The organism is Tenacibaculum skagerrakense (assembly GCF_004345825.1).
Classification (GTDB): domain Bacteria; phylum Bacteroidota; class Bacteroidia; order Flavobacteriales; family Flavobacteriaceae; genus Polaribacter; species Polaribacter skagerrakensis.
This window is the reverse complement of sequence record NZ_SLXM01000005.1, coordinates 80,710-107,484: the sequence shown is the minus strand read 5'-3', so window position 1 is coordinate 107,484 and position 26,775 is coordinate 80,710. Positions and strand designations below refer to the sequence as shown.

Here is a 26,775-nt window from a genome sequence, read left to right as displayed (position 1 = left end):
GGGGGGCAGAGTTTAAAGCAAAAATCTAAAAAAAGATAGTTTTTCTCTGTTAAATTCAGCCTCAACATATACTATATAGAGAGTCTTATTTCTTGAAAAACTAAAATAAGGAGCTTTAATAATTGGACCAAAATCATCAAATTTTTCGTCAAATTCTAATTTTAATTTTAGAAGCTTCTTCTCTTCAAAAAATAAAAACTCTCTGATGTACACCTTATTATTATCCTCAAATAAAAAAACGGCTTCTCTACTTGATAAAATATTCTTATTTATATCAAGCTTAAATTTATCTTCAAAATAACTTAAAGCTCCCCCTTTATTTCTTTTAAAACTCTGCTTTTTATGATTAAAAATATCAATTAACCTAATATTTTTAACACGTTTTTTAATAGAGTCTTCTATCTGTAGAAAAAAGTCCTTTTCTTTTGTTTTAACTGTTTTTAATTTTTCTTTTATTTTTATTTCATCCGCTTGATCTTCAGTTTCGTTTTTTTCTTTACATGAAAACATTATAAATAAAAAAAATACGCTAAATAATTTTATAAAATTAATGTTGATATTGAGTAAACCCATTTATTCTTTCTTGTTTATATTTATGAACCCAGTGATTATTAATTTCTTTATTAAATTCACTTTCAGAGTTAAATGTTTTTATATGAAATTGATCTACCAAGTGTATCTTTAGATGGTCACCAGTTGTATCAACAAAAACCATAGCACTATGGTAAGCATTTGTCAACGCTAAACCCCATATCGAAATACTATTAGGTACAGTTCTGTAAACTAAACTCCCTGCCATATCACCATATCCTTCTCCTTCATCAAAAACTTCTATCTGAGAACTCGAAGCTAATCCAATATTAATTAAATGCTGCATTGTTTTATTCATATTATTTTTATGCGGCTTATTTCCAGGTAAATCAATGTCCTTGGCCTTATATAATCTTAATTTTTTACCTTTAAAGATTTTACTTGTGGCTCTACAAACTGATGTTAAACAATCATCTTCTTCATCTTTCTTTTCCCATGTTAAAGCAATATTTCTTTTAAAATAATTAAATGCAGATTCAATATCTGATTGATTGAATGAAAAGGATGTACTGCTAATTTTTGTACCTAATTCCATCAAAGCTTTATTCAACCTTTTATTTATTGGGTCTTCAATACCACTTTTAGATAAACCTAAAGCTAAAAAACCTAATGCTCCATCAATTCTGACTACTTGATTAATTCCATCGTTAACATGGGTTATATGTTCATTTCCTTCACTATCTGTCCAAATATAATCAGTAAAACCGCCATCTGGATCAATCTTGTTTGTAGGATTATTTCCCATACCTAAATAAGGTGACCAAAACTGATTATAAGGATCTGGACTGAGCCACCTACCAATTCGAGCATCCCATAAACGTAATTGAAAGGCAGGTTTTCCAGTCTCTTGATCAACTTCTTGCCCTTGGTAACCGTAGCGATAAACTTCACCATCTTGAGTTATTCTCCCTGGCATTGGCATTCCAAATGGGTAATAATCAGTAGTACTAGTTAGTGCAATTGCATTTGTACCTTGTTTTGCAATTACTGCACGTACATTTCCTAAATGGTCTGTTAATTGATAAACGCTGGTATTGGTTGTTTTATTATAAACTCCTAATCTGCTTGCTCCATAAATAGGTAATTCTTTTAAATCACCATTTTCATATATTGCCATTACACTACCAGCAGCATCTCTAATATAGTCAGTTATTTGTTGTGGTGTTTCACCATCTTCTTGGTAACTAATTTTTTTAGTTCTAAAGTTTTTATCGTTATATACAAATTCAACTAGTAAGTTTTGACCTTTTTTAATTTCAGTAACTAATCCAGATACATTATATACGTAACGAATCAGATTACTTGGAATTTGAGATGGGTTGTTTTCATAAGCTTGTTTTTCTGCTAAAGGTACATTTTCAAAATCTTCTATTAATTGTCCTATCTTGTTATATTTATAATTTTCAGGATTCTGAGAGCCTATATCTTGAACTCCTACATTACCTGCAGCATCTGTAACATGATCTAACTGATTCGGCTTATCTTGTTTATAAGTATATGACAATTCATCCATTCGGTTAGTACCGTTCTCTGTATTCTTATTACGATGTAAACTTTCAATATTACCATTGGCATCATAGGTAATGTTAGAAACATTGTAATCGTTTACTCCAAATTCGGTAGAAGAACCTGTTACCTCTGCTTTAAATGTTAAGCTACTCGTTGCTGTCGCTGAAAAACCAGGTTGCAACACAATACTATTTGCCGCTTTTTTATGTTCCGAAATAGTTATAGCTTGGTTCAATACTAAAGAACTTGGTAAATTATTATTGGTACTCGCGAAAGTAGCAGCGGTTAACCAATTGTTCTTATCATATTCATAGCTATATTGCAAAGGACTCGATTGACCGTTTTGCAATACATCGGTATTCCAAGTCATACTTTTAATGTTTCCATTATACTGATCTTGTCCTGCGCTAAACTCAATAAATTTAGCATCTCTACGATAATCATTTGTATAATAATCTAAAGACATCCCAAATAAATCCGTCCCATTCGGATTGATTTCTGGGTCAGTAGCTAAACTCGGGTGGTTTATTGCTTTTAACTGTCCGTTAAAATTATAGACATAATCAATATCCTGAATACCTTCTGCCAAGGTAGTTCTTTTTAACGCTCCACTTTCATAATACTCATACGCTGCATGAGTTATAAATGAAGTATTATCTGTAGATGTTTCTACTTTTATCAACTCATTGGTATCAACATGGTACGAATATCTGTGCACAAACAATTCACTAGGTACGTTTTTTTGAAAGATTACTTTAGTTACTTGACTTGTTGTTGGGTCGTATTCATAATCTATAGTAACCAATTTTGCATCTACGGCACCTTGAATTTTTTGTACTATCCATTGTACTCTTCCATATACATCATAACTATAATAAGTGGCAGATATTTCATTTCCTTCGTTATCTAAATTATAGGTCTTAGCAACATTTCCCGATAAAAATGAAGGACTAGCATAAGGTTCTTTACTAGAATCATCCTTGTCTTTAATAATTGTTAATTCACTATTATCTGATAAAAAATCATATTTCGTAAAATGCTGTTCTTTTCTTGTACCCGTAAAATTATTATCGCCATCAGGATTTAAACTTGTAAAATCACCTATACAAATACCACTTTCAAAAGGACGACCTAACTCATCATAATTGGTATATGAAAATTCCCCAACAGAAGGTTGAGATTGTTTTGAATTTTGAGAAAAACGAATTTGACCATCTTTACGGTACTTAAAATTAGCTGTTCCTTCATCTGGACTCGTTGTTGACACTAACTGACCTAATGTATTATAGGTAAAAGTAGATTTTAAATTTTCATTATGATTCACTGTTGCAGATAAATTATCTAAGCAAGCATCATTAAACCCTAAAGGTTGTAATGATTTTGTTAAACGACCAACGGCATCATATTCATTTAAGCTAAAATCATAATAATTTACTTTATAGCGAACTCCTACTGCATCGCTTTCTACAGGTTGGATAGTTCCTGATTGTTTATCTATGTAAGATAAATTAGACACTTTGGTAAATGCTTTTGCACCGATATATTCTATCCTGTAAAAACCCGCATTTTGTAATTCAGCCGCAGTAACAATTTCTTCTGTTTTTAAATCAAATATTCTATAATCAGAAACACTTGTTAGTAAACTTGCTGTATTTTCACAACCAATTGGAATATGAATATCCATAAACTTTTGTTCTCCAATAAGAGATAGCACTTCATATTGTTTAGCTCCTCCAGAACGAGCTGCTCCAATAGCCTTTCCGTCTACATCTGTAAAAGCAACTACCTCAACTCCTTCAACACTTTGAGAAACCGATTTTGAAGCTTTCAACCAAACTATTTGCTTTGTATTATCATTTACTATTGAACTAATATTTTCATAAGTACTTGCTATTTCTGGGTTAGTTTCAAAATGATCATATCCTAATACATAATACGGTTCTTGAGCAGCAGACATTGTGAAACTATAACCTTTCTTCCATTCTCCGTTAATCTTATTTCCTCCCTTAGCATCTTTTAATGTTCCTGGATACAAATCACTATAACTAGATATTGAATAAGGACGATCGGTTATATCACGTAATTTTTCATCTGTATTGGCAGCACTATAGTACCTTCCCAAGGTTAGGTTCTCAGTTCCTAGTACAGGTGGGTCTGTATCAGTAATTTCATAGTCCGAAGGAGTAAAGTCAGAACCATCGGATTTCTTAATAAAATTACTATTATACCCAAAAGAAACTTCAGTTACTTCATTTGTAATTGGAGCACCTAACGTACTCAAAACAGGTCTTCCTTGACTATCATAACGTGTTTCTGTTGCCCAGATGCGTTTCTTTTTTATGTCATAAGATTGAGCTTGAGTAGCCTTGCCTAAATCATCAAAATATCCTTTAGAAGCACCTACTAATTTCCCTTCTCTATCATAAATATGTGATTTCGTCCAATTTATAAATACATCCCCTGAAGCATCAATACAACCATTATTTGTTGAACTTGGTTCATTAGGACAAAAATCATAATTATTATTTACTAAACCAGCAGGCTGGGAGATAGCAAATACTGGTTCCGCATTAAAATCTCCAAAACCATCACTATCAGAATCTTGATAATATGCTATATAGGCAGGATTTCCAGATTGCTCTATTTTAAAGTTTACAATTAAATTATCATCTCGATCTACAATACGAATAACATCATATCTTAGGTTTGGGGTTTGATTTTCTTGAACTCCAATTGTAAAATTATTTCCTATGTTTGAAGGTAGCATTATCCAATTAGGGTTGTTAGCACTTGTTGCTTTTAAGAAAAGACAATCAGTTTGTACGGTAAAATATAAACTATGAGCCTGACTTGTAACATCTACCATTAACGAAACTGGTTGACCATTGTATGACACCGTTGCAGTACAATTTCCTCCTTCTTGAGTTATAATTGTTTGAGCACCCAAGATATTCATACCTAAAATAAAGAATCCTAGTATACTTAAAATTTTCTTTTTCATTTCTTATTGGTTGTTTCTTTTATAATTATATGAATTAGTGCTTGTTCTTTTAAAACCGCCTGAACCATCTCCTGGAACTTTGTCAGCTAACTCTGTTTGAGTTTCAATTAACCTACCAGATTCATCATAAATATAATGAGTAGCTAATCCATTCGCTCCAATGATATGAGTAACCTCATCCCATTTATTATACACATAACTTGTCATTGAAGATATGGCTGGATATAATCTAAAATCATCCAATACAACAGGTTCGGTCGATACAATACCAACACTTGCTCCTAATTCATCAATATTGATATATCCATTTAATAACACCCAGTCACCGGCAAAAACATTTTCTTCAGTTTTAAAAGGTATTCTTTGGTTATTATTTAAATAAATTAAAACACTATTTTCTCCTCCTTTTTTAACCCATACTGAAACTTTAAAACGTTGCTTTAATGATGTATTACGTCCATTTCTAGCTGGGACTTGAATGTTAAAACCAGACTGTGGATAGACCTCTACTACATAGTCACCCGTATGAGCTTCTTTTTCACCAACATATTTAACCCCATTAGATGAAATTCTAGAATCAAAATAATTACCATATTGATATTCTGCTCCGGAATAATACATATCATCATAAGCCGCATTTGCTTTAGTAATTACTTTTGTATAATTGTCTCCTAATTTCTTAGAAACGTAATTATTATTAATATCCTTAACCTCTAATGGTTGCGAAAATTGATTATATCTTTTAACTTCACTAATCTCCAGCCAATTTTCATTCATTGCTGTATCTGAGAATTGAAAAGTATTAAAGTTTAAATAGGTTCCGTTTTGATCAATTTCTCCATTCCAAATATAGGCTTTATGCTTTCTCCATGTGTCATTATTATTTGTTACACTTCCATCAATAAAAGAGTAATCCCAATTATTTTTCCACGTGATGACATTTGCAGCGAAAGGTTTCCAAAACCCATTTTTATAGACAGAAACATATTCTGCGGCATTTTGAGACAGCATGTTCTTATAGTTATAATCCTCCACTTTGGATCCCATTTCTCTATAGCCATAATTTGCAGGTACTCTTTCAGTCTTTATTTTGCGCCCTTCACTATCATATACAATAGTTTCTAATGGTTCACCAGTAGTTAAATCAAATTTATCATACATCATTGTAGTTGTTAAACCACCAGAAGTTTGGGAAGTACTTTCAATTACACTTGGATAACTTAATTTTGTAGTATTCCCAATATTAATAGCTACTCCAGTATTACTATTATAATACCCTAGTATTTCCTCTACATTAGAAAAATTCTCCTGAATTACACCTATATCGCTATCGGTAAGACTTTTAAATTTGTTCTCCGTTTTGCTAAGTAATTGTCCTTTATTATTAGTTATTTGACTGGAAATCAATGCTCCTAACGAACCAAAATTTGACTTTACTTCAAAATTTTGCTTATTTATGGTATAACCGCTATAAAATCTATAATCATTAATGTAATGTCTAGGAATATCTTGCATAATTGGATTACTCTTCGTTACCTCTAAGAAATTCCCTAGTTTATAATTGTTGCCTTGAATTGTAAAAGGCTTTAATACATTAAATTTATACTTTTTAATAGTACCATCATCTTTTAAAACCGCTACATTTTCATACATTACAATAGGTGAAGAAACATGCTCTTTGAATGGGATTTCTTTAAATTGTTTAGACGGCGCGAAACTTGTAACTCCTGAAGACTTATAATTACTATCCGTACTTTCATAAAGATTGTTTTTACTGTAAAAATACTGTGTTGGATATTTACCATTTATATCAATCTTCTTAACTCTTACTCCACCTCCTTTAACATTCTCTCTTTGTAAAGAAGATGACAATCTTATTTTAATTCTTTCCCCCCTACTATCACATTGATTTACATTAAGCTCTTCTTTCCAGTTTAATGTTCTATCTATAGCTCCCTGGTAATTTTTTATAAAGACCCATGACTTCTCACTACAAGTATAATCTTTCCTAACATCTGTTTTTGTATTTAAATTTGGTAATTTGAATACAACTTCATTATTAACTACATTAGTTACTTCACATTCTGCAGCAATGTCTACAATATAATCATTTTGCCAATAAATAAAATCTAGATATTCACTTTTTCCTAATTTAAAATAATCAGAAAAAACAATATTCTGACGTGCATCATTATCAACTGCATTTCTAAACTTGACTAACTTTTCACCATTACCATTCTCGTCAAATTTTATCTCCAAATTTTTATCAAAGAAAATTCTTTTTAATGCCGCCTCACTGGAATAATCATCACTTTCATATTCGACATTGATTTGTGCTCCTACTGGAGTCGTAATTTTATTCAAACTCCAAATAGAAGGAGAGTTTTTATAGTGCCCCCAAGAGTTTTGATTGTCATTATTTTGATATGGAATATTATTTTGTTCATAATTAAATGTGTAAGGAGGAATTGTTTTAGCTCCTCCCTTACCTCTTACATTGACATTTTTTAAAGTTAATCTTCCTGTGTTATCATATCCTTTTGCAAGAGAATAATCATAGTCAAAATCAATAATTTTTATAGCCTTTTCTTCTATGTTAAAATATGAGTCATGTTCATCATACAATTTATGATAATATTCACCGTAATGTTTAGAATCTACATAATCCATCCAACCAGAATTCCAATCATCAGAACCTGGTCCGTCGTTTACGATAATTGTTCTTTCAGTAAAGAAAATATCAGAAACTAATTTTGAAGCAAGTTTCCCATCAGAATGAGTAGTCAAACTAGTCGGTATATCCTCATTTTTTAACAAAATAATCTTCTTAAGCTTCAAAGATTCTTGAGAAAAACTTTGGGCATACATTCCATTTTTTATATTAATAATACTATATGTTGTCCAATACTCTGCTAGATCTTCAGGAGCTATAGTAGAATAAACCCCTGGGTAATAAGTTTTACCATCGACACCTCCATATCTAGGTAAATTCTGATCTAAAGTATTGTACTGAGCTTCATAATATCTTAATCCGTTCCTCGTTGAATTATAATGATTTGTGGCAGTAGATTTAGCATCTAAACGATTACCTTTTACAAATAATGCTGTGTGAGTTCTGGTTTTAATACTATTTAAATAATATACTTCTTTAAGCCCCCATGAAAAACTCTTAGAACCTTCTCCATAATTATAACCTCTTTTAGGTATTCTCCATGCGAAACCGTCAGACCATTTCCCATAATCGAACTGTACCCAATATCCATAGTCATCTTCATCAAGTAATCCGTTATTATTTTTATCGAAATAATCAGGACCAGTTATAGCTGTTAATAACCAGTGAGTAGCGTATGGAGTTAAAGTTTGCTCCTCTGTATACTTATCATTAATATTTTCATCATATTGTGTAACTCTACTAATTTTTTCTTTTTGGTATACTGGTATAGCATAATGATAAGTTACTCCGTCTGATTTAGTAATTTTAAAAGCACCTATTCCGTCTTCTTCTAATTTAGTTCGATCGATTCCTCTATTATAAAACGTATTACCTAGTAATTGTTTATTTGTATACGTTTCTATATATGATCCTCTTTTTAATCTATTCTTTCTTGAATAAAATCCTTCACTTTCATCGGTCTCTCCTTCGATACGAATTGATTCAATGATTTTCCCCTCTCTGTTATTATCTTCATTCGTCCAAGAACTATTGCCTGAAGGTTTAAATCTAGCATATGAACTATATTCATTATTGAAATAAAAAGAAATAGAACTACTTCCTTCACTATTATCTATACTTTTTGAAATGGAATTCTTGTAGTATTCTGGAATATCATAAAATTGATGTGTTAATTCCGTGTTTTGACCATAAAGATTTGTTTTTCTCAAAATATAGTAACTTGCCGGTAAATGGAGAAAACCGCTATCAAATAAGTAGGGAGAAATAGAACCTGATATCCCTTGCCCATTTACATTATACTGGTCATAAGACATATAAGTTAAATTATTTTGTGTAGCTTCTATTACTCTATTAAACTCATCTAAACTTTGAGAAGCATCAAACTGATGAAATCTAGGTAAAATTTTATTATCTAGAGTTTGTCCCATTTTTCCAACATATAAAGCCCCAGTACTACCATATGTCTTTTCATCAAAATGCCAATAATCATACTCTTGAGTTTTAGCTCCAATTTTTAAAAAACCTAAATTCAAATTTACACTGAACATATCTCCATAATCTCTACTTGTAGCACTTACAGCTGTTCCCGAATTACCTCCTTCGTTTCCTGTTAAATTAACTGAGCCATTTCCTGGAGATCTCAAACTTATACCTAACCCTCCTTTAGCTGATAAAGATAAATCCGCATATACCTCATTTTCCATTATTGGTAATGATAAATTTAACCCTAAGCCTGATTTCGAACTATAGCTTAAGCTATTATAATCTATACCCCAAGACCCATTACTTGCGTAACTAGCACCATACCTTTGCCCCGCAATATTTGCTTGAATACCTATACTGTAGTCATAAGAGGTTTCTCCACCAAAAGCTTTATGTGATTGTATATTGGCATGCAGTCCTATCGAATTACTATCATCATCTCCCCATCCTACTCCTGCAAAAATTTGAGTATTTCTAACAGTTCCTCCTACACTTCTTGAAATAGATGAATTCAATGCATCATTCCAATCATCAGGCACTCCAATTATATTTCTATTTATAGCTCCTGGGTTGATATTCCATCCTAATCCTACCCATGAGGCGTCTTGATCAAGTGAAATTCCTGCGTGATAATTTAAGGTAATTGGATATCCTCCTTCAGGACTAGGTACTTCCATAAGAGGCAAAACATAACTTAAATCTCCAGTTAACAAATTTACCATATCAGTAGCATCTAATGGTTCAAAAGTACCAGCTTCAGGAGCAATTGGACCTTGAGCAATAAGTTTACTTGTTGATAAAATAAGTATTCCTATTATTACAATTTTTTCTAAAAGGTTCTTTATCATAATTTACTATTTCTTTTTAAGAGATTACTTCAGTCGTTTCCTCCTTCGTAATGACGTTAAAAATTTATTTTTGGTTCGTTTTTGATTTTTTGTGTTGGTATTTTAAACTTTACTTCTCCCGTATAGGTTCCTAAATCTCCAATTGTTATATTTATATATTCGTCTTGTAAATACTTTTTATCTCTTGGGTACACAAACAACATATCTGTTGATCTACTCATTCCATACATTCTTGGATATACGTAATCTAATAGTTCTAGTGTGTCTTTTTTTGCTGTATATACATGTACTTTTTCTCCCATACCAAAAGCTAAGTTATTTACCATAGCGCCAAACTCTTGTCTGTTTTTTGGAGTTGTACTTAACAATTCTTTATTGTTTTTTGCCATAGACAAAGTGAAGTAGATATAGTTTTTATACTTAGTTCGAAGCTTCTTAACATCTTCTTCAGTATAAGAACTATTTAACTCTTGAGTAACTAATAAATCTGTGGGTTTGTAAAGCAGACTAAAATCATAGCCATTTACATTTTTTTGATGTAAATAACCATTATCAACATCTCTAAGATACTCCCATAGTTTTTCCTTACTGTCGAAAGATGTATTCGAACAACTCATAAAAACTATACTAAAAATTAGTATTGAAATCTTATTTTTCATAGCCTTTTATTAAACTACTTTTCTTTTTTTGAGAAAAATGAAACGAAAAAATCAAGTTTGACTCAGGAAATTACTTTGTATCATTCATTTTCAAACTCCATGCTTAAAGCTTTGCTTAGCACTTCCGTTTTGCATTCATTATTTCTTAGTCAAACATGGTGTTTATTTCAACTATTTTCCTTCAAACTCGGCATTTAAACCTTCTAAAACTTTTTCAGTTAAATCGGCACTTTTATCAGCATACATAATGTTTCCACCTCCACTAGCACCAAAAATCATTTTGTAACCCTTTTTCTTTCCGTATTCTGTTACGAAATCATTAATATCGTTGATAACCGTTTGAGTAGATTTTTTATCCTCCTCTTGAATTTGTTTCTGAACAGCTTGTTGATAATTATTAATCTGTTGTTGTTTGTTAGACAATAATTCTTGTTTCAGCTTTAATTCCTTCTTAGAGTAACTAGAACGCTCTTTTTCATATAGTTTTAATTCTTTTTGCCAATCTGTAACCAAACTATCTACGTTAGACCTTAAAAGCTTTGCCTTTTTCTCAAACTCTGCTCTTACTACTTTCGTCCTGTTGTAACCTTCTAATAATTTATTTACATCCACATAAACTAAGCTTGATTTTTCTTGCGAGTAAAAAAATGTAGCAATTGATGCTATTAAAGCTAAGACTGCTACTACTAAAGCAATTTTCTTCATGATTTAAATTTTATATATGTCCCTTTAAAAAGTTGGCAAATGTACTGTTTACATTTCCTTATTTATAACTTCTTTTATCTTAATTATTAACAGTTTATTTTTTTAATAGTGCTTTTATAGTAAGCTCTAATTCTCTTATTTTCTCCTGTTGTTTTTCTAATTCTTTAATTCTTTTCTCTTGCTGAATTGTATATAACGTCAATTCTTCAATTTTTTCTAACAACTTCTTGTTCATTTCTCCAAGTTGTACTCCATTTTTTTCTACTTCTTCAGCAGAAGGAATGTTAGATAGATGACCTTTCTCTTTTATTTGTTTTTCAACCTCTTCCAAAGTTGGTAACTTATAATTGTTTTCGAAAACGTAGTCTGGCCAAGCTGACTGCAATTTTACAACTACCTCTTCTGCAATTGCCTTTCCTGCTATCGCTAAATTATATCCTTTTGTATCAGATGTTCCTATTCCTACATTCCCTTTAGGAATAAACAAATCAGATCCTGATGCAGAGGATGACCCTCCAATGTAAACATCCTTTCCGTTACTGTAATTTAAATGTAAATTATCATGTTTGTCTGTTGTTGGTTCCTTTCCGTTTATATTTCTAACCCACAATTGTCCATTTACTGTTCCACCTATATTTACATGTCCATTATGAACTAATTTATCTCCTGCTTTTTCCCAGTAACTCTCTGATAAACCTTGATAAGGAGCAGTTGCTTCAGGATGCAAAAAGAATAATTCCGAAACTCCTAATCTTCCATTCAACCCATGAGTAGTATAGAAAGTAAATTTTAATTTCGTGTAAGCTCCTGAAGGCATTTTTTTAATGAAAGATGTTGCTCCAGTATAGTCAGTATTTGAATAATCTGCAATAGTCTTCCATACACTTGCTCCTGAATATTGATCATACCCTTCTATTTTAAACCTTTTCGCTTGCCAATATCTAGTTGACCATCCAACCCAACCTCCACTTTGAACATGTATTGCTGGTAAACCTTCTATTAATATTTCTGTGGGTGAAGTTATAGAAGGTGCAATTGCTGTATATGATGGCACAAATATCCCATCAAATAAAGTGCTTAAATTTAAAGTAGCCCCTCCTGTTTGAGTTACAGTATACCTGTTATGTGCATTAAATAGCATATTATGCTCTAACCCCACTGCATGTGTATTACTAGTATAGGTTTGCGCAAAACTGGTTAAACCTAAAATTGTTACCAAAAATGTTAAACTGAGCTTCTTCATTATTTATTTTCTAATTTTGATATTCTCTCTTCTAATTTTTTAATAATTGACAATAACTTTTTATTATCTTTTTCTTGCTGAATCGTATATAACGTCAACTCTTCAATTTTTTCTAACAACTTCTTGTTCATTTCTCCAAGTTGTACTCCATTTTTTTTCACTTCTTCTGCAGAAGGAATATTTGGTAAATGACCTTTCTCTTTAATTTGCTTTTCAACTTCCTCTAATGTTGGTAGGTTATAGTTGTTTTCGAAAACATAATCTGGCCAGTTATTTAAATCTACTCTCACTTCTTTAGCATGAACAGTTCCATTCACCGCCAATTTTGCATCAGGGTTAGACGTTCCAATTCCAACTTTACCTCCGTTTTTATCAATAACAATTTGAGCTACATCTAGGTTTGTCTTTCCAATAGGCAAATTACCACTTGAAGTTCCTATACCTAAGCCGGCTTTATCACTTTCGGCATCTAAGGCTATATCAAAATATTTAAACACATCACCGGTAGTTTTAGCATTTATTCTGATACCTTTCACTTTATCAGAAGGTGTTGCTGTTTCAAACCTTCCTAAAATATCTTCAGTAGTACCTCTTACTGTTAAAGGTGCATCAGCAGATGTTCTTCCTATCATAATTCTCCCTTTTGGAACTACAAAATCAGATCCAGAAGCACCACCAATCCAAACATTCTTTCCGTTACTATAATTTAAATATAAATTACCATCATTAGCTGTTGTCGGCTCTTTACCATTTATATGACGAACCCATAAATGTCCATTGGTCGTACCGCCGATATTTACGTGCCCTTGAACGGTCAAATTTCTATCTGGTGTGTTAGTACCAATTCCTACATTACCTGAACCATCCCAAATTCCGTCTTTAAACCTAACATCTCCATCAAATTTATTTTGATAGGGTACAATTGTTTCATTTGTTCCGGTTGGTAATTCATCAGTTATTGTCCAATTTTGAAAATGAGTATCATTTAATCCTTTTCCTTTTTCATAAGCTCTTATAGAAAAACGACTAAAATATCTTTTCTCATTTATGAAAATTATGACTTTACCATTTTCATTAAACAACTTTATTTCAGGTGTAAATCCTCCAAAAGAAGAAACAGATTTCTTTAAAAAAATATTATTATAAACGTAATAAGTTAAAATTAGACCTATGGTGTTTCCTGAATGATAATCATAACCTTCGATTATTAATGTAGGCATTCCATATCCGTCTGCAAATGGTAAGTTAGTATTAATCTTTACTCCATTTGTTGGAGTTCCATTTATGTAATAGTTAATTACAGGATTGTAATTTTGAGAAAATGTGATTGCAGTGGTAAGTATAAAAAATACTAGTAATATCTTTTTCATAATACAATCTAATTTACTTGATTTAATAATGATTTATTTTTTGTTTTTCTCTTTTATAAATCTCTTTAATTGGATTTCTAGCGGCTCCATTTTCACATAGTTCTCCTTCATCAACTAATCCTACAATACGAGCCCCTCCCATTTTATGAACATTCCAACAAAAAGAGGAAACCTCATACTGAAACACTTGTAATTCAGAAGAGTTTAATTCATGAATAACTTTTCCTTCTTTATATAGTAAGATGTAAGACTGATTGTTATCTTTAGTAAACAAATACAGAGCATCTGCTTGTTTTAAATATTGTAACACTTTTGGTTGAGCCACAAATTTAATTTGCGTAACCAAAGTTAATTCAGGATTATAATAGAGATAGTTTTTTACTTTATGATTAAATCCTCTATTATTAATTTCATCAATAACAGAAACTTTATCATTGATTTTTAATTCAAAATAATTTGGTTTTACTTTTAAAGAATCATCATAAACAATGATATCTTTTTTTGTAGTAGATTCTAAAAAACGTTGATAACTCTTGAAGTTTTGATTATTAAATTCTCTCGATGTAAAATCTAATTTAATAGGATGAAAATATGTAGGTATTCCAACAACCTCAAAACTATTTTTTCTAACGGTTTTCTTTTGTTCACCTAAAACACCCAAGTCAACAGAACTGTAAGCTTGGTATAATTTATTTTTTTGTGGTAATACATAGCAAGAACTAATTAATACGCATAGTATTAGATATAAATATCTTTTCATAAACAATTTATTCCTAAAATTTTTCCTCGGGGCAAAAATATATATTATATTTAAAAGCCAATAATTTTTCGAACAAATTATTGGCTTTTAGATATTAACAGTATGTTTAAAAAATTCTATTCCCCTAGAAAAACCTAGTAATTCCTATACTTCTTAGTCTCTTCAAAAATCGCAGATAGAATTTTTTCTTCTAATTCATTATATTCAAGATTTCTTCTTTTCATAACCTCATTAGCAACTTCGCTTACTTTATTCATTTTATATTCCGTAAATCCGGAAGCTCCTCCCCAGCTAAATGATGGCACAAAGTTCCTAGGAAATCCGCTACCAAAAATATTAGCAGAAACTCCAATTACTGTTCCTGTATTAAACATCGTATTTATACCACATTTAGAATGATCACCCATCATTAATCCACAAAACTGTAATCCTGTTTTTGCGAATCTGCCAGTTTCATAATTCCATAATTTTACCTCAGCATAATTATTTTTAAGATTAGAGTTATTCGTATCTGCTCCCAAATTACACCACTCTCCTAAAACTGAGTTTCCTAAGAAACCATCGTGTCCTTTGTTAGAATACCCAAATAAAACAGAATTATTAACCTCTCCTCCTACTTTACAATAAGGACCTAAAGTTGTTGCTCCATAAATTTTTGCTCCTAATTTTAAAACTGAATTTTCACACATAGCTAATGCACCTCTAACCACAACACCTTCCATAATTTCAGCATCTTTTCCAATATAAATAGGACCAGTAGTAGCATTTAAAGTGGCAAAAGTCAGCTTTGCCCCTTCTTCAATAAAAATATGTTCTCTACCAATACAATTTACGGTCTCTGGAATTGGTTGGGATGTTCTTCCTTCTGTAAGTAATTTAAAATCCTGACGAATAGCTTCATCATTTTTAGAGAAGATATCCCACGTGTTTTTAATCTGAATAATATCTTCTTCAAATTCTATTTGAGTATATTGATCGAAATCAACCTCTTCTTGCTCCTGAGAGGTATAGAAAGCTATCACATCTTCACCTTTAAAAATAGCTTCATTCTTTTTTAATCCTTTTACCATTTCTATTAACTCAGGAACTGGTAAAAACGAAGCATTTATCATAATATTCTCTTCCATTTCTACCATTGGAAATTTTTCTTCCAAATACTCTTCAGTAATAGTGGTAGTTGTTAACCCCAGATACTTTTCCCATTTCTCACGAATTGTTAAAATCCCAACTCTGATATCGGCTACTGGACGTGTAAACGTAAATGGTAATAAAGATGTTCTAACATCTCCATCAAATAAAATATAGTTCATTTTTGTTTTTTTTGAAGCAACACAAACATACAACAAAAAACCGATTACAATAAAAGCAATCGGTTCTTGAAATCTATTTTTGAATGTTATCTTTTTACAATCATTTTACTTCCAATTTTTCCCTCTGCGCTTACTTTTATGAAGTATACTCCACTTCCAAATTCATCTAAAGCAAACTCATTATTACTAAACAAAGTAGCTTCTTCCTTTTTCAATAATCTACCGGATAAATCGTAAAAGCTTATATCTGCATTCTCTACAGAGGTTGGTAATTGAATTTTCACATTGTTAGAAATAGGATTTGGAGAAACAACAAAATCTAATGTTTCAAACTTCTTAGTACTTAACGTTACTCCAAGCGTTGTTGCCCCTCTATTAGAGCCTCCATGATAGGCATAAGTTGTTGAACTTCCAAAAGCCCAAATAACATCTATACTACCTGCTGAGTTACTAAAAACAAAATCGCTTGCATCTCCAGAATTGTTAGGTCTTGTTGCTACGATAGTTCTTATGTTCCCTGAAACTGTATTTGATACTAAATTCCAATCTTGACTAGCATCTGCTGGAGGCAATTGATTACCTGCTGTTGTCGCGTCTGTAATAGTAGTTCCATCGGTTCTAAAAACATCGGTACTACTAAACATATTAGTAGCTCCATTATCAAAGCCTATAGCAAACCAAGCATTTGAAGGACCATTTAAAGTTAATGTAGTAGTTGTTCCGTCAATCTCTAAATTCACACTTAAATTATCCTTTAATGTCTGTGTTCCTGTTGAAAATACTTGTGCAGACAAACAGTAACTTGCCAACACAAAAACCAAGAGTAGTTTTGTTTTCATAATATGTTTAGATTTTAAATAAGGTTAATATTCTTTTATTACTTTTTAATTTTGCGTAATCTTTAGCAGTGTTTCCTCTATTATCTTTTAAATCAAATTTTGCACCTGACTTTATTAAAAACTCCACAATTTCATAAGAGTTGAAAACTACAGCATAGTGTAAGGCAGTTTTTCCATTGGTGTCAGAAACATCTATATCTGCATTATGTTGAACTAAGTACTCCACCAACTCCACATTACCTTTTACGGTGGCTGCCATTAGTGCAGTTCCATAACCGTTATTTGCATTGATATCTTTAGTGTTTTCTACAATATACTTAGCAACTTCATTATTACTATTATAACAAGCTAATGTTAGAGCATTATAACCTGCTTCATTGGGCATATCAATAGAAAGAGGGTGAATTTTCAATAATTCTTTTAATTCTTGGAGGGATCCGCTGCGAGCAATATCAAATATTTCATTCGCTTTATTCTCTTGTGTCATTCCTGAAACGGAAACAAACAAAAATAGTAGTGCCATTTTTTTTGGAGTCATAATTTTCGATTTAAGCATTTGTATCTATAACAAATAACTACACATTTAATCGGTTGTATACTTTTAAATAGATTGAAAAAGGAAAAAACAGTGCTGAAAAGGAAAATAATCCTTTAAAAAAACAAGTAAACTGAACATCTCTGATGAATATTTAAATATTACCATTTACTTGAGAAATTTTTTAATTGTAATTTTGTTAGCATGAAAAAAGTACTAGCTTATATCCTCATTGGAATCTTTTTGATGGCTGCAGCCTACTACGCAATTGTGTATTATGGAACTTACAGTAAAGGGGAAAGATCAGGTGAACTTATTAAATTTAGTAGAAAAGGTATCCTAATTAAAACATGGGAAGGTGAAATTAGCCAAGGTATATCTGGAGCTCAAATTTTTAAATTTTCTGTTGAAGACAAAGAAAAAGAGGTTGTTGAAAACTTACAAAAGTTTCAAGGTCGTTACGTAAAATTAACCTACATAGAACGATTTGATAAGTTATTTTGGTTAGGTGATACTAAATATTTTATAACCAAAGTTGAAGAGGAAAACTCTCCACATTTCAGTGGACTAAGATCGAAAAAAGATGAAGAATAATTATAAAGCTGTTGAAGACACTCGAATTACTATTTCCGAGTTAATGCTCCCATCACACACAAATTTTAGTGGTAAAATACATGGAGGTTATATTTTAAATCTAATGGACCAAATTGCTTTTGCTTGTGCTGCGAAATATTCTGGCACTTATTGCGTAACTGCATCTGTTGATACAGTTGATTTTTTAAATCCTATTGAAGTTGGAGAACTTGTTACCATGAAAGCATCCATTAATTATGTAGGTAGAACATCAATGGTGGTTGGTATTAGAGTAGAATCTCAAAATATACAAACTGGTAAAGTAAATCATTGTAATTCATCTTATTTTACAATGGTTGCTAAAAATGATGAAGGAAAAAGTGTTCCCGTTCCTGGATTAATCATTAAAAACGACTTAGAGATCAGGCGATTTCTAAAAGCTATCAAAAGAATTGAAATGAAAGAAAACAGAAAATTAGAGTTTGATCATGAAGATTTTATTCCAGATACATATTTAAAAGATCTCGAAAATTACAATGTCAAGATAGCAATAAATGAAGGAGATAATTGATTTAAGTCAGGAAATCTATGAAGGTATGCCTGTTTATAAAAGCTTACCACAAGTTACCATGGAAGTCCATAATACCCATGAAGAATGGGATAATGAAATAAACCCAACTACTAAAACGCCAGCAGTTTATAAAATTCAAATGGGTGAACATACTGGTACTCATGTAGATGCTATCAATCATATGGCTAAACAATATAGAGGACAATCTATTGATACTATGCCATTATCTATGTTTTACACAGAAGGAATTTGTATTGATGTATCTCATAAAGGTTTTCAAGAACTGATAAGTACTGAAGATATAAAAGAAGCGCTGTTAAAAGATAATTTACAAATTAAACAAGGAGATACTGTTCTGTTATATACAGATCATTACAGAAAAGCATTTAATACAGAAAACTGGAGTAAAGGACCAGGAATTACAGCTGAATGTGCACGATGGTTGGGAAACCAAAAAATTGTCGCCTTCGGGGTAGAAACTATGTCTCCTGGAGTTCCTAAAATATCTAATAAAGAAGTACATCATATTTGTGGTGAGCTAGGTTTTACACATTATGAAAATATGATTAATCTCTACAAACTGATTGGTCGTGGTCGTTTTCGTTTTATTGGCTTGCCCTTAAAAATAAGAGGAGGAACCGGTTCCCCTGTAAGAGCTGTTGCTGTTTTTGAATAAAAAAAGCCGAAGAACTATCTTCGGCTAAATAATATCTTACAAAAGGAAAGTTTACCAACGAATAACTACCGATCCCCAGGTGAATCCGCTACCAAACGCTGCTAAAACAACTAAATCATTGTCTTTAATTTTTCCTTCTTCCCATGCTTCAGTTAATGCTATAATAATTGATGCGGCAGTTGTATTCCCGTAACGCATAATGTTATTATAAACCTTATCATCAGGTAACTGAAATTTTTTCTGAATAAACTGTGCAATTCTTAAGTTTGCTTGATGAGGAATTAACATATCGATGTCATCCTTTTCTAAACCGTTTGCTTGTAAACCTTCAACAATTGCTTCTGAAAAACGAACTACAGCATGTTTAAAAACAAACTGTCCATTCATATGTGGAAAATATGAAGTATCGTCTGGATCATTTGCTTCTATAATTTCAGGAACCCAACGATTTGTTGATGGTCCTATTAACGCTAACTCTTCCGCATGCTTCCCTTCAGAATGTAAGTGAGACGATAAAATCCCTTTCCCTTCTTCTTCACATCTAGAAAGCACTGCCGCTCCTGCTCCATCACCAAAAATTACAGTAACCCCTCTACCTCTAGTTGATCTTTCTAATCCTCCAGAATGATTTTCTGAACCAATAACCAATATGTTTTTATACATACCTGTTTTAATAAACTGGTCCGCAACAGATAGTGAGTAGATAAAACCAGAACATTGATTACGTACATCTAATGCTCCAATAGTTGGCATATCTAAAATATCTTGTATTTGTACTCCTCCTCCAGGGAAATACATATCAGGACTTAACGTAGCAAAAACAATAAAATCGATATCGTCCTTAGTTAACCCAGCTCTTTCGATAGCTATCCTAGCAGCTTTAGCTCCCATTACAGCAGTAGTGTCTTCTGTTTTCGGATCAATCCAACGACGCTCTTTGATTCCAGTTCGTTCTTGAATCCATTCGTCACTAGTTTCCATCCACTGGGTTAAATCATTATTTGTAACTACATTATCTGGAACGTAATAACCTAAACCAGTAATTTTTGAACTATACATAATATATATTGGTTATAATTTAGTTGTTTTCAAATTATCAGCCTGTAAAAGTATGAATTTTATCATTTTTGTACAAAATTGGATGCTATTAATATTCCGTGAATGTCATCATGTCATTTTGGTAGCTACTTTTAATATACTACTTATATAAAAGTCTCAATCTGAACTAAGTTCTTATCAAAAGAGAAAAAGTAGTGTTTTTTTTAAATAATATCTCTAAAAAATACTTACCTTTTTAGTTTATAACAGAAGTTAAACAACCAAACACTCCTGAAAAACTAACTATACTAAACTATTCTATCGTGCTACATGAAATATAAAAGAGCCCTCCAAATTACTTTTTTAATTTTAGCAGCAGAAATTATTTATGCATTACCTTTTGTGCTAGTACGAATTTTTCGTCCTACTTTTTTAAGTGCGTTCGACATAACTAACAAAAATATTGGGTTCTGTTATACATTGTATGGTGTAACAGCTATGGTGTCCTATTTTATAGGTGGCTTAATAGCAGATCGATTTCCTTCCAAATACTTAATGGGTATTGCATTATTTCTAACAAGTATAGGTGGTTTTGTGTGGGTTATGTATCCTTCTTTACCAACTCTTTATGCATTATATGTGTACTGGGGTTTTACCACAATTATGCTTTTTTGGTCGCCTTTGGTTAAAGCTACGAGGTTATGGGGAGACAAAGAACAAATTTATGCATTCGGTATTCTAGAAGGAGGAAGAGGATTAGTAGCTGCTGTAATAGGTTCTATCGGAGTTTATATTATCTCTTCAATTTCTGAAGTTGATAACTATTCTAAAATTGTAGTCCAAAATGCAATGAATCAAGTATATTTAATTACTTCGATACTAACCATGCTAATTGCTTTTTTAGTACTATTTCTACCAAATTTTGGAAACCCTTCTAAGATTATAACCAAAAGTAGTATCCGAAAAAATATTTCAAGAACTTTGGGCTATCCTATAGTTTGGATCTTAATGATTATCATTTTAACTTCATATATTGGCTACAGAGTTGCTGATGTATTTACTCAGTACGCCAGTGAGATATATGGATATAATTCGAAAGAATCAGCTGAGTTGGGTACATACTTTTCATATATGAGACCTTTAATTTGTCTGTTTGTTATTTTCTTTGCTAAGAACTCAAACCCTTCAAAATGGCTAATCATTGGTTTTTCAATGATGACTTTAGGCAGTTTATTATTTATTTTTAATGTTGATTTTTTACGTTTTTCTTTATTGATTCCATTAGTATGTTCTTTAATGGGAGCTTATACTTTAAGAGTGTTGTATTTCACCGTGTTAGAACAGGCTAAAATCCCTATAACAATGACAGGAACCGTTGTCGGTATTGTTTCTGTAATAGGTTTTTCACCAGACATTTTTTTAGGTCCTATAGAAGGATATTACTTAGATGAAGTTGGAGGAACTTTAGGATATCAATATTTATTTATTTTCTTCTTAGTAAGTTCGCTAATTGGTTTATTGGCTTCTATTGTCTTGAACAACTCTTTTAAATCAAAAAGTACATTTCTGACATCCTGACATATTTTAGCTTTTGGTATTTTTTTTGACTAACGTAGTCCGTTAACATTGACTAAAAAATCAAAATATTATATTATGAGTAAAGGAAGTATTAATGTATCGGTTGAAAATATTTTTCCATTAATTAAAAAATTCTTGTATTCCGATCACGAAATATTTCTTCGTGAATTAATTTCGAATGCTACAGATGCAACCACAAAATTAAAACACTTAATTTCTATTGGTGAAGCTAAAGTTGAGTATGGTAATCCACAGATTGAAATCAAAATCAACAAAGAAAACAAAACGCTTCACATTACAGACCAAGGTTTAGGTATGACTGCTGATGAAGTAGAAAAATACATCAATCAAATTGCCTTTTCTGGTGCTGAAGAATTTTTAGAAAAATACAAAGACTCAAATAACGAAACTGGAGTTATTGGTCACTTTGGTTTAGGTTTCTACTCTGCGTTTATGGTGGCAGATAAGGTTGAAATTATTACTAAATCTTATAAAGATGAACCTGCTGCACATTGGATTTGTGATGGTTCTCCTGAGTACACATTAGAAGCACACGATAAAAAAGAAAGAGGAACTGAAATTATCTTACACATCTCTGAGGATGAAAAAGATTTCTTAGAAGATTCGAAAATCTCTGGTTTACTAAAAAAATACAATCGCTTTAATCAAATTCCGATTAAATTTGGCACAAAAACAGAGACGTTACCGCTTCCAGAAGATGCAGCTGAAGATGCGAAACCTGAAACAAAAGAAGTAGATAACATTATTAACAATACTGAGCCTGCTTGGACTAAAAAACCTGCTGACTTAGAAGCAGAGGATTACAAAACATTCTACAGAGAATTGTATCCTATGCAATTCGAAGAGCCTTTATTCCACATTCATTTGAATGTTGATTATCCATTCAACTTAACGGGGATTTTATACTTCCCTCGTTTGACACAAAATATGGATATTCAAAAAGATAAGATTCAATTATATCAAAACCAAGTTTTTGTTACAGATAACGTGGAAGGAATTGTTCCTGACTTCTTACAGATGCTTAAAGGGGTAATTGATTCTCCAGACATTCCTTTAAATGTTTCTCGTTCGTATTTACAAGCTGACGGAGCTGTAAAGAAAATCTCTGGATACATCACTAAAAAAGTAGGAGATAAACTTTCATCTTTATTTAAAAATAATCGTGAAGATTTCGAACAAAAATGGAACGACATCAAGGTTATAATCGAATATGGAATGTTATCTGAAGAGAAATTCTTTGATAAAGCCAAAAAGTTTGCTTTATATCCAACGGTAAATAATTCGTTTTTTACGTTTGATGAATTAGTTGAAAAAACAAAAGACTCTCAGACAGATAAAGATGGAAATCATGTAATTCTTTATGCAGCAAACAAAGATGCACAACACAGTTACATTGAAGAAGCAAAAGCAAAAGGATATGAAGTATTGTTACTAGACTCTCCTATTGTTCCGCATTTAATGCAAAAATTAGAGATGGAATCTGGTGACGCTAAAGTTCAATTTAAACGTGTAGATGCTGATCATATTGATAATTTAATAAAGAAAGATGATACAGTAACTTCTAAACTTTCTGACGAAGAAAAAGAGAAATTAAAACCGGTTATTGAAGGAGCTGTAAATAATTCTAGCTATACTGTTCAATTAGAAGCTATGGATTCTAAAGCTTCTCCATTCTTAATTACTGTTCCAGAATTTATGCGTAGAATGAAAGAAATGCAAGCTACTGGTGGTGGAATGATGGGAATGGGTAATTTACCAGAAATGTACAATCTTGTAGTAAACACAAACCATGAGTTAGTTTCAGATATTTTAAATGCCAATGAGGACAAACAAAAACAGTTAATTTCTCAAGCATTTGATTTAGCTAAATTATCTCAGAATTTATTACACGGTGAAGAATTAACAAACTTCATAAAACGTTCTTATGATTTAATAAAATAATCATTCACCAAAATATATTATTAAACCTCTTTGTGAAAACAGAGAGGTTTTTGTTTTTATATACATCGAGGTTCTTTTTGGTATATTTGTTTAAAATCAAGAACACACATGAAAAAAATCTTTTTAACTATTGTAGCTGCAGCTACATTATTAACTTCTTGTAAAAAAGAAGAACCTAAAAAAGAAGTTGAAACCAATCAAGAATTTGAAAAGTTATTGGTAGATTATAACGAAGGAAAACTTAAATTAAATCCTTTAAATGCAACTTTTGCTGGTGATAACAGATTTAACGATCAGTTTCCAAACTTTTTGTCTGATGAATACGCTTTAGAATCAAAAGATTTTTTCACTAATTACAAAGCTAAACTTGAGGGCTTTTCTGACGATCAGTTAACTGAAAGCCAACAAATGAGTAAAGCCGTTTTGGCTTGGGATTGTGATATGGCTTTAGCTCAAGGAAGTTTTAAAAACGACCAATTATTGCCAATCAACCAAATGTGGACTGTGAACTTGACTATGGGACAGTTAGCAAGTGGAAGCAGCGCACAGCCTTTTAATACTGTAAAAGATTATGAAAATTGGTTTAGTAGATTAGACAAGTTCAATACTTGGCTTCAATCTGCTAAATCAAGAATGGAACAAGGAATTAAAGAAGGATATGTATTACCAAAATCGTTAATTAACAAAGTAATTCCTCAGTTTCAAGGATTAGCTGAAACTCCGTTAAAAGAGCACTTATTTTATTCTCCAATCAACAACTTTCCTGCTGACTTTTCTGACGAGGACAAAAAAGCATTAGAAAAGCAGTACTCTAATATTTTAGAAGAGAAGTTAATTCCTTCTTTCAAAGCTTTACATGAGTTTTTATCATCTGACTATTTAAATGCTGGATTAGAAGTTAGCGGTATTGATGCTGTTCCTCAAGGAAAAGAATACTATCAACATTCCATTAAAAATTATACAACTACGAACATGACTGCTGATGAAATTCATGAGTTAGGATTAAAAGAAGTCGCTCGTATTTTATCTGAAATGGAAAAAGTAAAACAGCAAGTTGGTTTTGAAGGTGATTTAAAATCATTTTTTGATTTTGTTAGAAACAACAAAGAGTTAATGCCATACACAGAACCTCAACAAATTATTGACAACTTCAACGCTATTCATGAAAAAATGAAACCACAATTAGAGAAGTTATTTGGTAACAAACCTAAAACTCCTTTTATTGTGAAGCAAACGGAGAAATTCAGAGAGGCTTCTGCAAGTGCAGAATACAATCCTGGTTCTTTAGACGGAACTCGTCCAGGTGTATTTTATACTCCTATTCCAGACGCCACAAAATATAATGTATTTTCTGATGAAGCATTGTTCTTACACGAAGCAATTCCAGGACATCATTATCAAATTTCATTAACGCAAGAGAATAAAGATTTACCTGGTTTTAGAAAAACACTTTGGTACAGTGCTTACGGTGAAGGTTGGGCTTTATATACAGAAAACTTAGGAAAAGAATTAGGATTGTACACAGATCCATATCAGTATTTCGGAATGTTAGGAATGGAAATGCATAGAGCTATTCGTTTAGTAGTAGATACTGGTATGCATGCGAAAGGATGGAGTCGTGAAAAAGCCATTCAATATTCATTAGATAACGAAGCAGAAAGCGAAGCAAGCATTATTTCTGAAATTGAGCGTTACATGGCAAATCCTGGTCAGGCATTATCGTATAAAATCGGACAATTAAAAATTAGAGAACTTCGTAAAAAAGCGAAAGATGCTTTAGGAGATAAATTCGATATTCGTGAATTTCATAATCAAGTATTAGAAACTGGTTGTATTCCTTTAGCTTTACTAGAAAACAAAATCGATAAATGGATTGCTTCTTTAAAGTAATATCTATCGAATCATAATAATAAAAACCACTCCGTTACTTCACAGAGTGGTTTTTTTGTACTTTTAATTCCACCAAATAACACATCATGAAAAAAATTCTAGGGCTATTACTATTTCCCGTTCTTTCTTGGGCACAAACCAATACAGAAATCCATTTGTTTGATATTACTTCAGAAAATGGAGAACTTAAAGTTGTTAATGGAAAAAACATTTCTAATAATGAAGGATATGATAGTCAACCTCATTTTTATAATGATAACTTGGTTTTGTTTGCCTCAACTAGAAACGGACAAACAGATATTGCCAAATATAATATTAGAGATAGTAAATTATCTTATATAAATAACACTCCACAAGGAGGTGAATATTCTCCTCAAAAAATCCCTAACTCGAAAAATGTTTCTGCTGTTCGTTTAGATAATGATGGTAAACAGCGTTTTTATGAATACAACTTTAAGACAGGAAAAGATAAAGAACTTATTAAAGATTTAGTTGTTGCATATCCGATGTGGTATGATAAGAATACTGTAATATGTTCAGCTATTGTAAATGATAGTTTACAGTTATTTGTAAGTGATATTAAAAAGAAAACGAATACTTTAATCGCTAAAGAAGTTGGTCGTTCTTTTCATAAAATTCCAAATTCTAAGTTGGTTAGCTTTATGAAAAAAAATGGTGAAAACTGGGAAATTTGGTCGTTAAATCCTGATAGTAAAGAAACTAAATTTATCACCTCAACAGGAAAAACACAAGATATTTGTTGGTTACCAAACGGAAGTATTTTAATTCCTAATAATAATGCTATCTACCAATTTAACCCTTCAAAAGACAAAAACTGGTCGTTATTTCATAGGTTTTCAGATGAAAACATCAATAACATATCTAGAATAACAGTTAATAGTATTGGAACGAAATTAGCTATTACTGCAGAAGTTCGTTTAAAATAAACAGCAAAACCATT

At 31.5% G+C, this 26,775-nt stretch carries 19 protein-coding genes; 7 read left to right on the top strand and 12 right to left on the bottom strand.

Annotated elements, in window-relative coordinates; translation table 11 throughout:
* Window positions 1-12: 12 nt before the first annotated feature.
* The 11 genes from EV195_RS09525 to EV195_RS09475 form a co-directional block, all read right to left on the bottom strand.
* On the bottom strand, window positions 13-573 hold the full coding sequence (locus tag EV195_RS09525) for a hypothetical protein (protein ID WP_132794721.1): 561 nt from the start codon (window positions 571-573) through the stop codon (window positions 13-15).
* Complete coding sequence (locus EV195_RS09520; protein WP_132794720.1) at window positions 548-5,101, bottom strand: RHS repeat domain-containing protein; 4,554 nt, start codon at window positions 5,099-5,101, stop codon at window positions 548-550. The genes EV195_RS09525 and EV195_RS09520 overlap by 26 nt, the downstream gene beginning before the upstream one ends.
* 3 nt (window positions 5,102-5,104) lie before the next feature.
* Window positions 5,105-10,105 carry an RHS repeat domain-containing protein gene (locus EV195_RS09515; RefSeq protein WP_132794719.1) on the bottom strand — a complete coding sequence of 1,667 codons (5,001 nt, stop codon included), beginning with the start codon at window positions 10,103-10,105 and terminating at the stop codon, window positions 5,105-5,107.
* A gap of 56 nt (window positions 10,106-10,161) precedes the next feature.
* Window positions 10,162-10,764, bottom strand: a complete 603-nt coding sequence (locus tag EV195_RS09510; RefSeq protein WP_132794718.1) for a hypothetical protein — start codon at window positions 10,762-10,764, stop codon at window positions 10,162-10,164.
* Between the two features lie 171 nt (window positions 10,765-10,935).
* Window positions 10,936-11,469, bottom strand: coding sequence for an OmpH family outer membrane protein (locus EV195_RS09505; RefSeq protein WP_132794717.1), 534 nt, complete (start codon window positions 11,467-11,469; stop codon window positions 10,936-10,938).
* 94 nt (window positions 11,470-11,563) lie between these two features.
* A complete protein-coding gene (locus EV195_RS09500) occupies window positions 11,564-12,712 on the bottom strand; it encodes a prefoldin domain-containing protein (RefSeq protein ID WP_132794716.1) in 1,149 nt (382 codons plus the stop codon).
* A complete protein-coding gene (locus EV195_RS09495) occupies window positions 12,712-14,082 on the bottom strand; it encodes a hypothetical protein (RefSeq protein ID WP_132794715.1) in 1,371 nt (456 codons plus the stop codon). The genes EV195_RS09500 and EV195_RS09495 overlap by 1 nt, the downstream gene beginning before the upstream one ends.
* Before the next feature lie 22 nt (window positions 14,083-14,104).
* Window positions 14,105-14,842, bottom strand: a complete 738-nt coding sequence (locus tag EV195_RS09490) for a hypothetical protein (RefSeq protein WP_132794714.1) — start codon at window positions 14,840-14,842, stop codon at window positions 14,105-14,107.
* A 134-nt stretch (window positions 14,843-14,976) separates the two neighbouring features.
* Window positions 14,977-16,152: a GlmU family protein gene (locus EV195_RS09485; protein WP_132794713.1), complete on the bottom strand. Its 1,176-nt coding sequence runs from the start codon at window positions 16,150-16,152 to the stop codon at window positions 14,977-14,979.
* 86 nt (window positions 16,153-16,238) lie between these two features.
* Entirely contained in the window at window positions 16,239-16,991 is a 753-nt protein-coding gene (locus tag EV195_RS09480) for a T9SS type A sorting domain-containing protein (RefSeq protein ID WP_132794712.1), read from the bottom strand.
* Between the two features lie 7 nt (window positions 16,992-16,998).
* Window positions 16,999-17,529 carry an ankyrin repeat domain-containing protein gene (locus EV195_RS09475; RefSeq protein WP_165915708.1) on the bottom strand — a complete coding sequence of 177 codons (531 nt, stop codon included), beginning with the start codon at window positions 17,527-17,529 and terminating at the stop codon, window positions 16,999-17,001.
* A gap of 201 nt (window positions 17,530-17,730) precedes the next feature.
* Between EV195_RS09475 and EV195_RS09470 the strand changes: the two genes are divergently transcribed.
* Genes EV195_RS09470 through EV195_RS09460 form a run of 3 tightly spaced genes read left to right on the top strand, consistent with a single transcriptional unit; the run spans window position 17,731 to window position 19,346 of the window.
* Complete coding sequence (locus tag EV195_RS09470; protein ID WP_132794710.1) at window positions 17,731-18,120, top strand: 6-phosphogluconate dehydrogenase; 390 nt, start codon at window positions 17,731-17,733, stop codon at window positions 18,118-18,120.
* Complete coding sequence (locus tag EV195_RS09465) at window positions 18,110-18,670, top strand: acyl-CoA thioesterase (RefSeq protein WP_132794709.1); 561 nt, start codon at window positions 18,110-18,112, stop codon at window positions 18,668-18,670. The genes EV195_RS09470 and EV195_RS09465 overlap by 11 nt, the downstream gene beginning before the upstream one ends.
* Complete coding sequence (locus tag EV195_RS09460; RefSeq protein WP_132794708.1) at window positions 18,654-19,346, top strand: cyclase family protein; 693 nt, start codon at window positions 18,654-18,656, stop codon at window positions 19,344-19,346. Before EV195_RS09465 ends, EV195_RS09460 begins: the two co-directional genes overlap by 17 nt.
* Window positions 19,347-19,397: 51 nt before the next feature.
* Here EV195_RS09460 and EV195_RS09455 read toward each other — a convergent pair whose 3' ends face one another.
* Window positions 19,398-20,405 carry a 3-oxoacyl-ACP synthase III family protein gene (locus EV195_RS09455; RefSeq protein ID WP_132794707.1) on the bottom strand — a complete coding sequence of 336 codons (1,008 nt, stop codon included), beginning with the start codon at window positions 20,403-20,405 and terminating at the stop codon, window positions 19,398-19,400.
* A 309-nt stretch (window positions 20,406-20,714) separates the two neighbouring features.
* On the opposite strand from EV195_RS09455, the gene EV195_RS09450 reads away from it, so the two are divergent.
* The 4 genes from EV195_RS09450 (at window position 20,715) to EV195_RS09435 (ending at window position 26,761) form a co-directional block, all read left to right on the top strand.
* Window positions 20,715-21,962, top strand: a complete 1,248-nt coding sequence (locus tag EV195_RS09450) for an MFS transporter (protein ID WP_132794706.1) — start codon at window positions 20,715-20,717, stop codon at window positions 21,960-21,962.
* A 75-nt stretch (window positions 21,963-22,037) separates the two neighbouring features.
* Window positions 22,038-23,924 (top strand): molecular chaperone HtpG, encoded by a 1,887-nt coding sequence (gene htpG, locus EV195_RS09445; protein ID WP_132794705.1) that lies wholly within the window; start codon window positions 22,038-22,040, stop codon window positions 23,922-23,924.
* A gap of 108 nt (window positions 23,925-24,032) precedes the next feature.
* Window positions 24,033-25,814 (top strand): DUF885 domain-containing protein, encoded by a 1,782-nt coding sequence (locus EV195_RS09440; protein ID WP_132794704.1) that lies wholly within the window; start codon window positions 24,033-24,035, stop codon window positions 25,812-25,814.
* 86 nt (window positions 25,815-25,900) lie between these two features.
* Window positions 25,901-26,761: a TolB family protein gene (locus EV195_RS09435; RefSeq protein ID WP_132794703.1), complete on the top strand. Its 861-nt coding sequence runs from the start codon at window positions 25,901-25,903 to the stop codon at window positions 26,759-26,761.
* Window positions 26,762-26,775 lie beyond the last annotated feature (14 nt).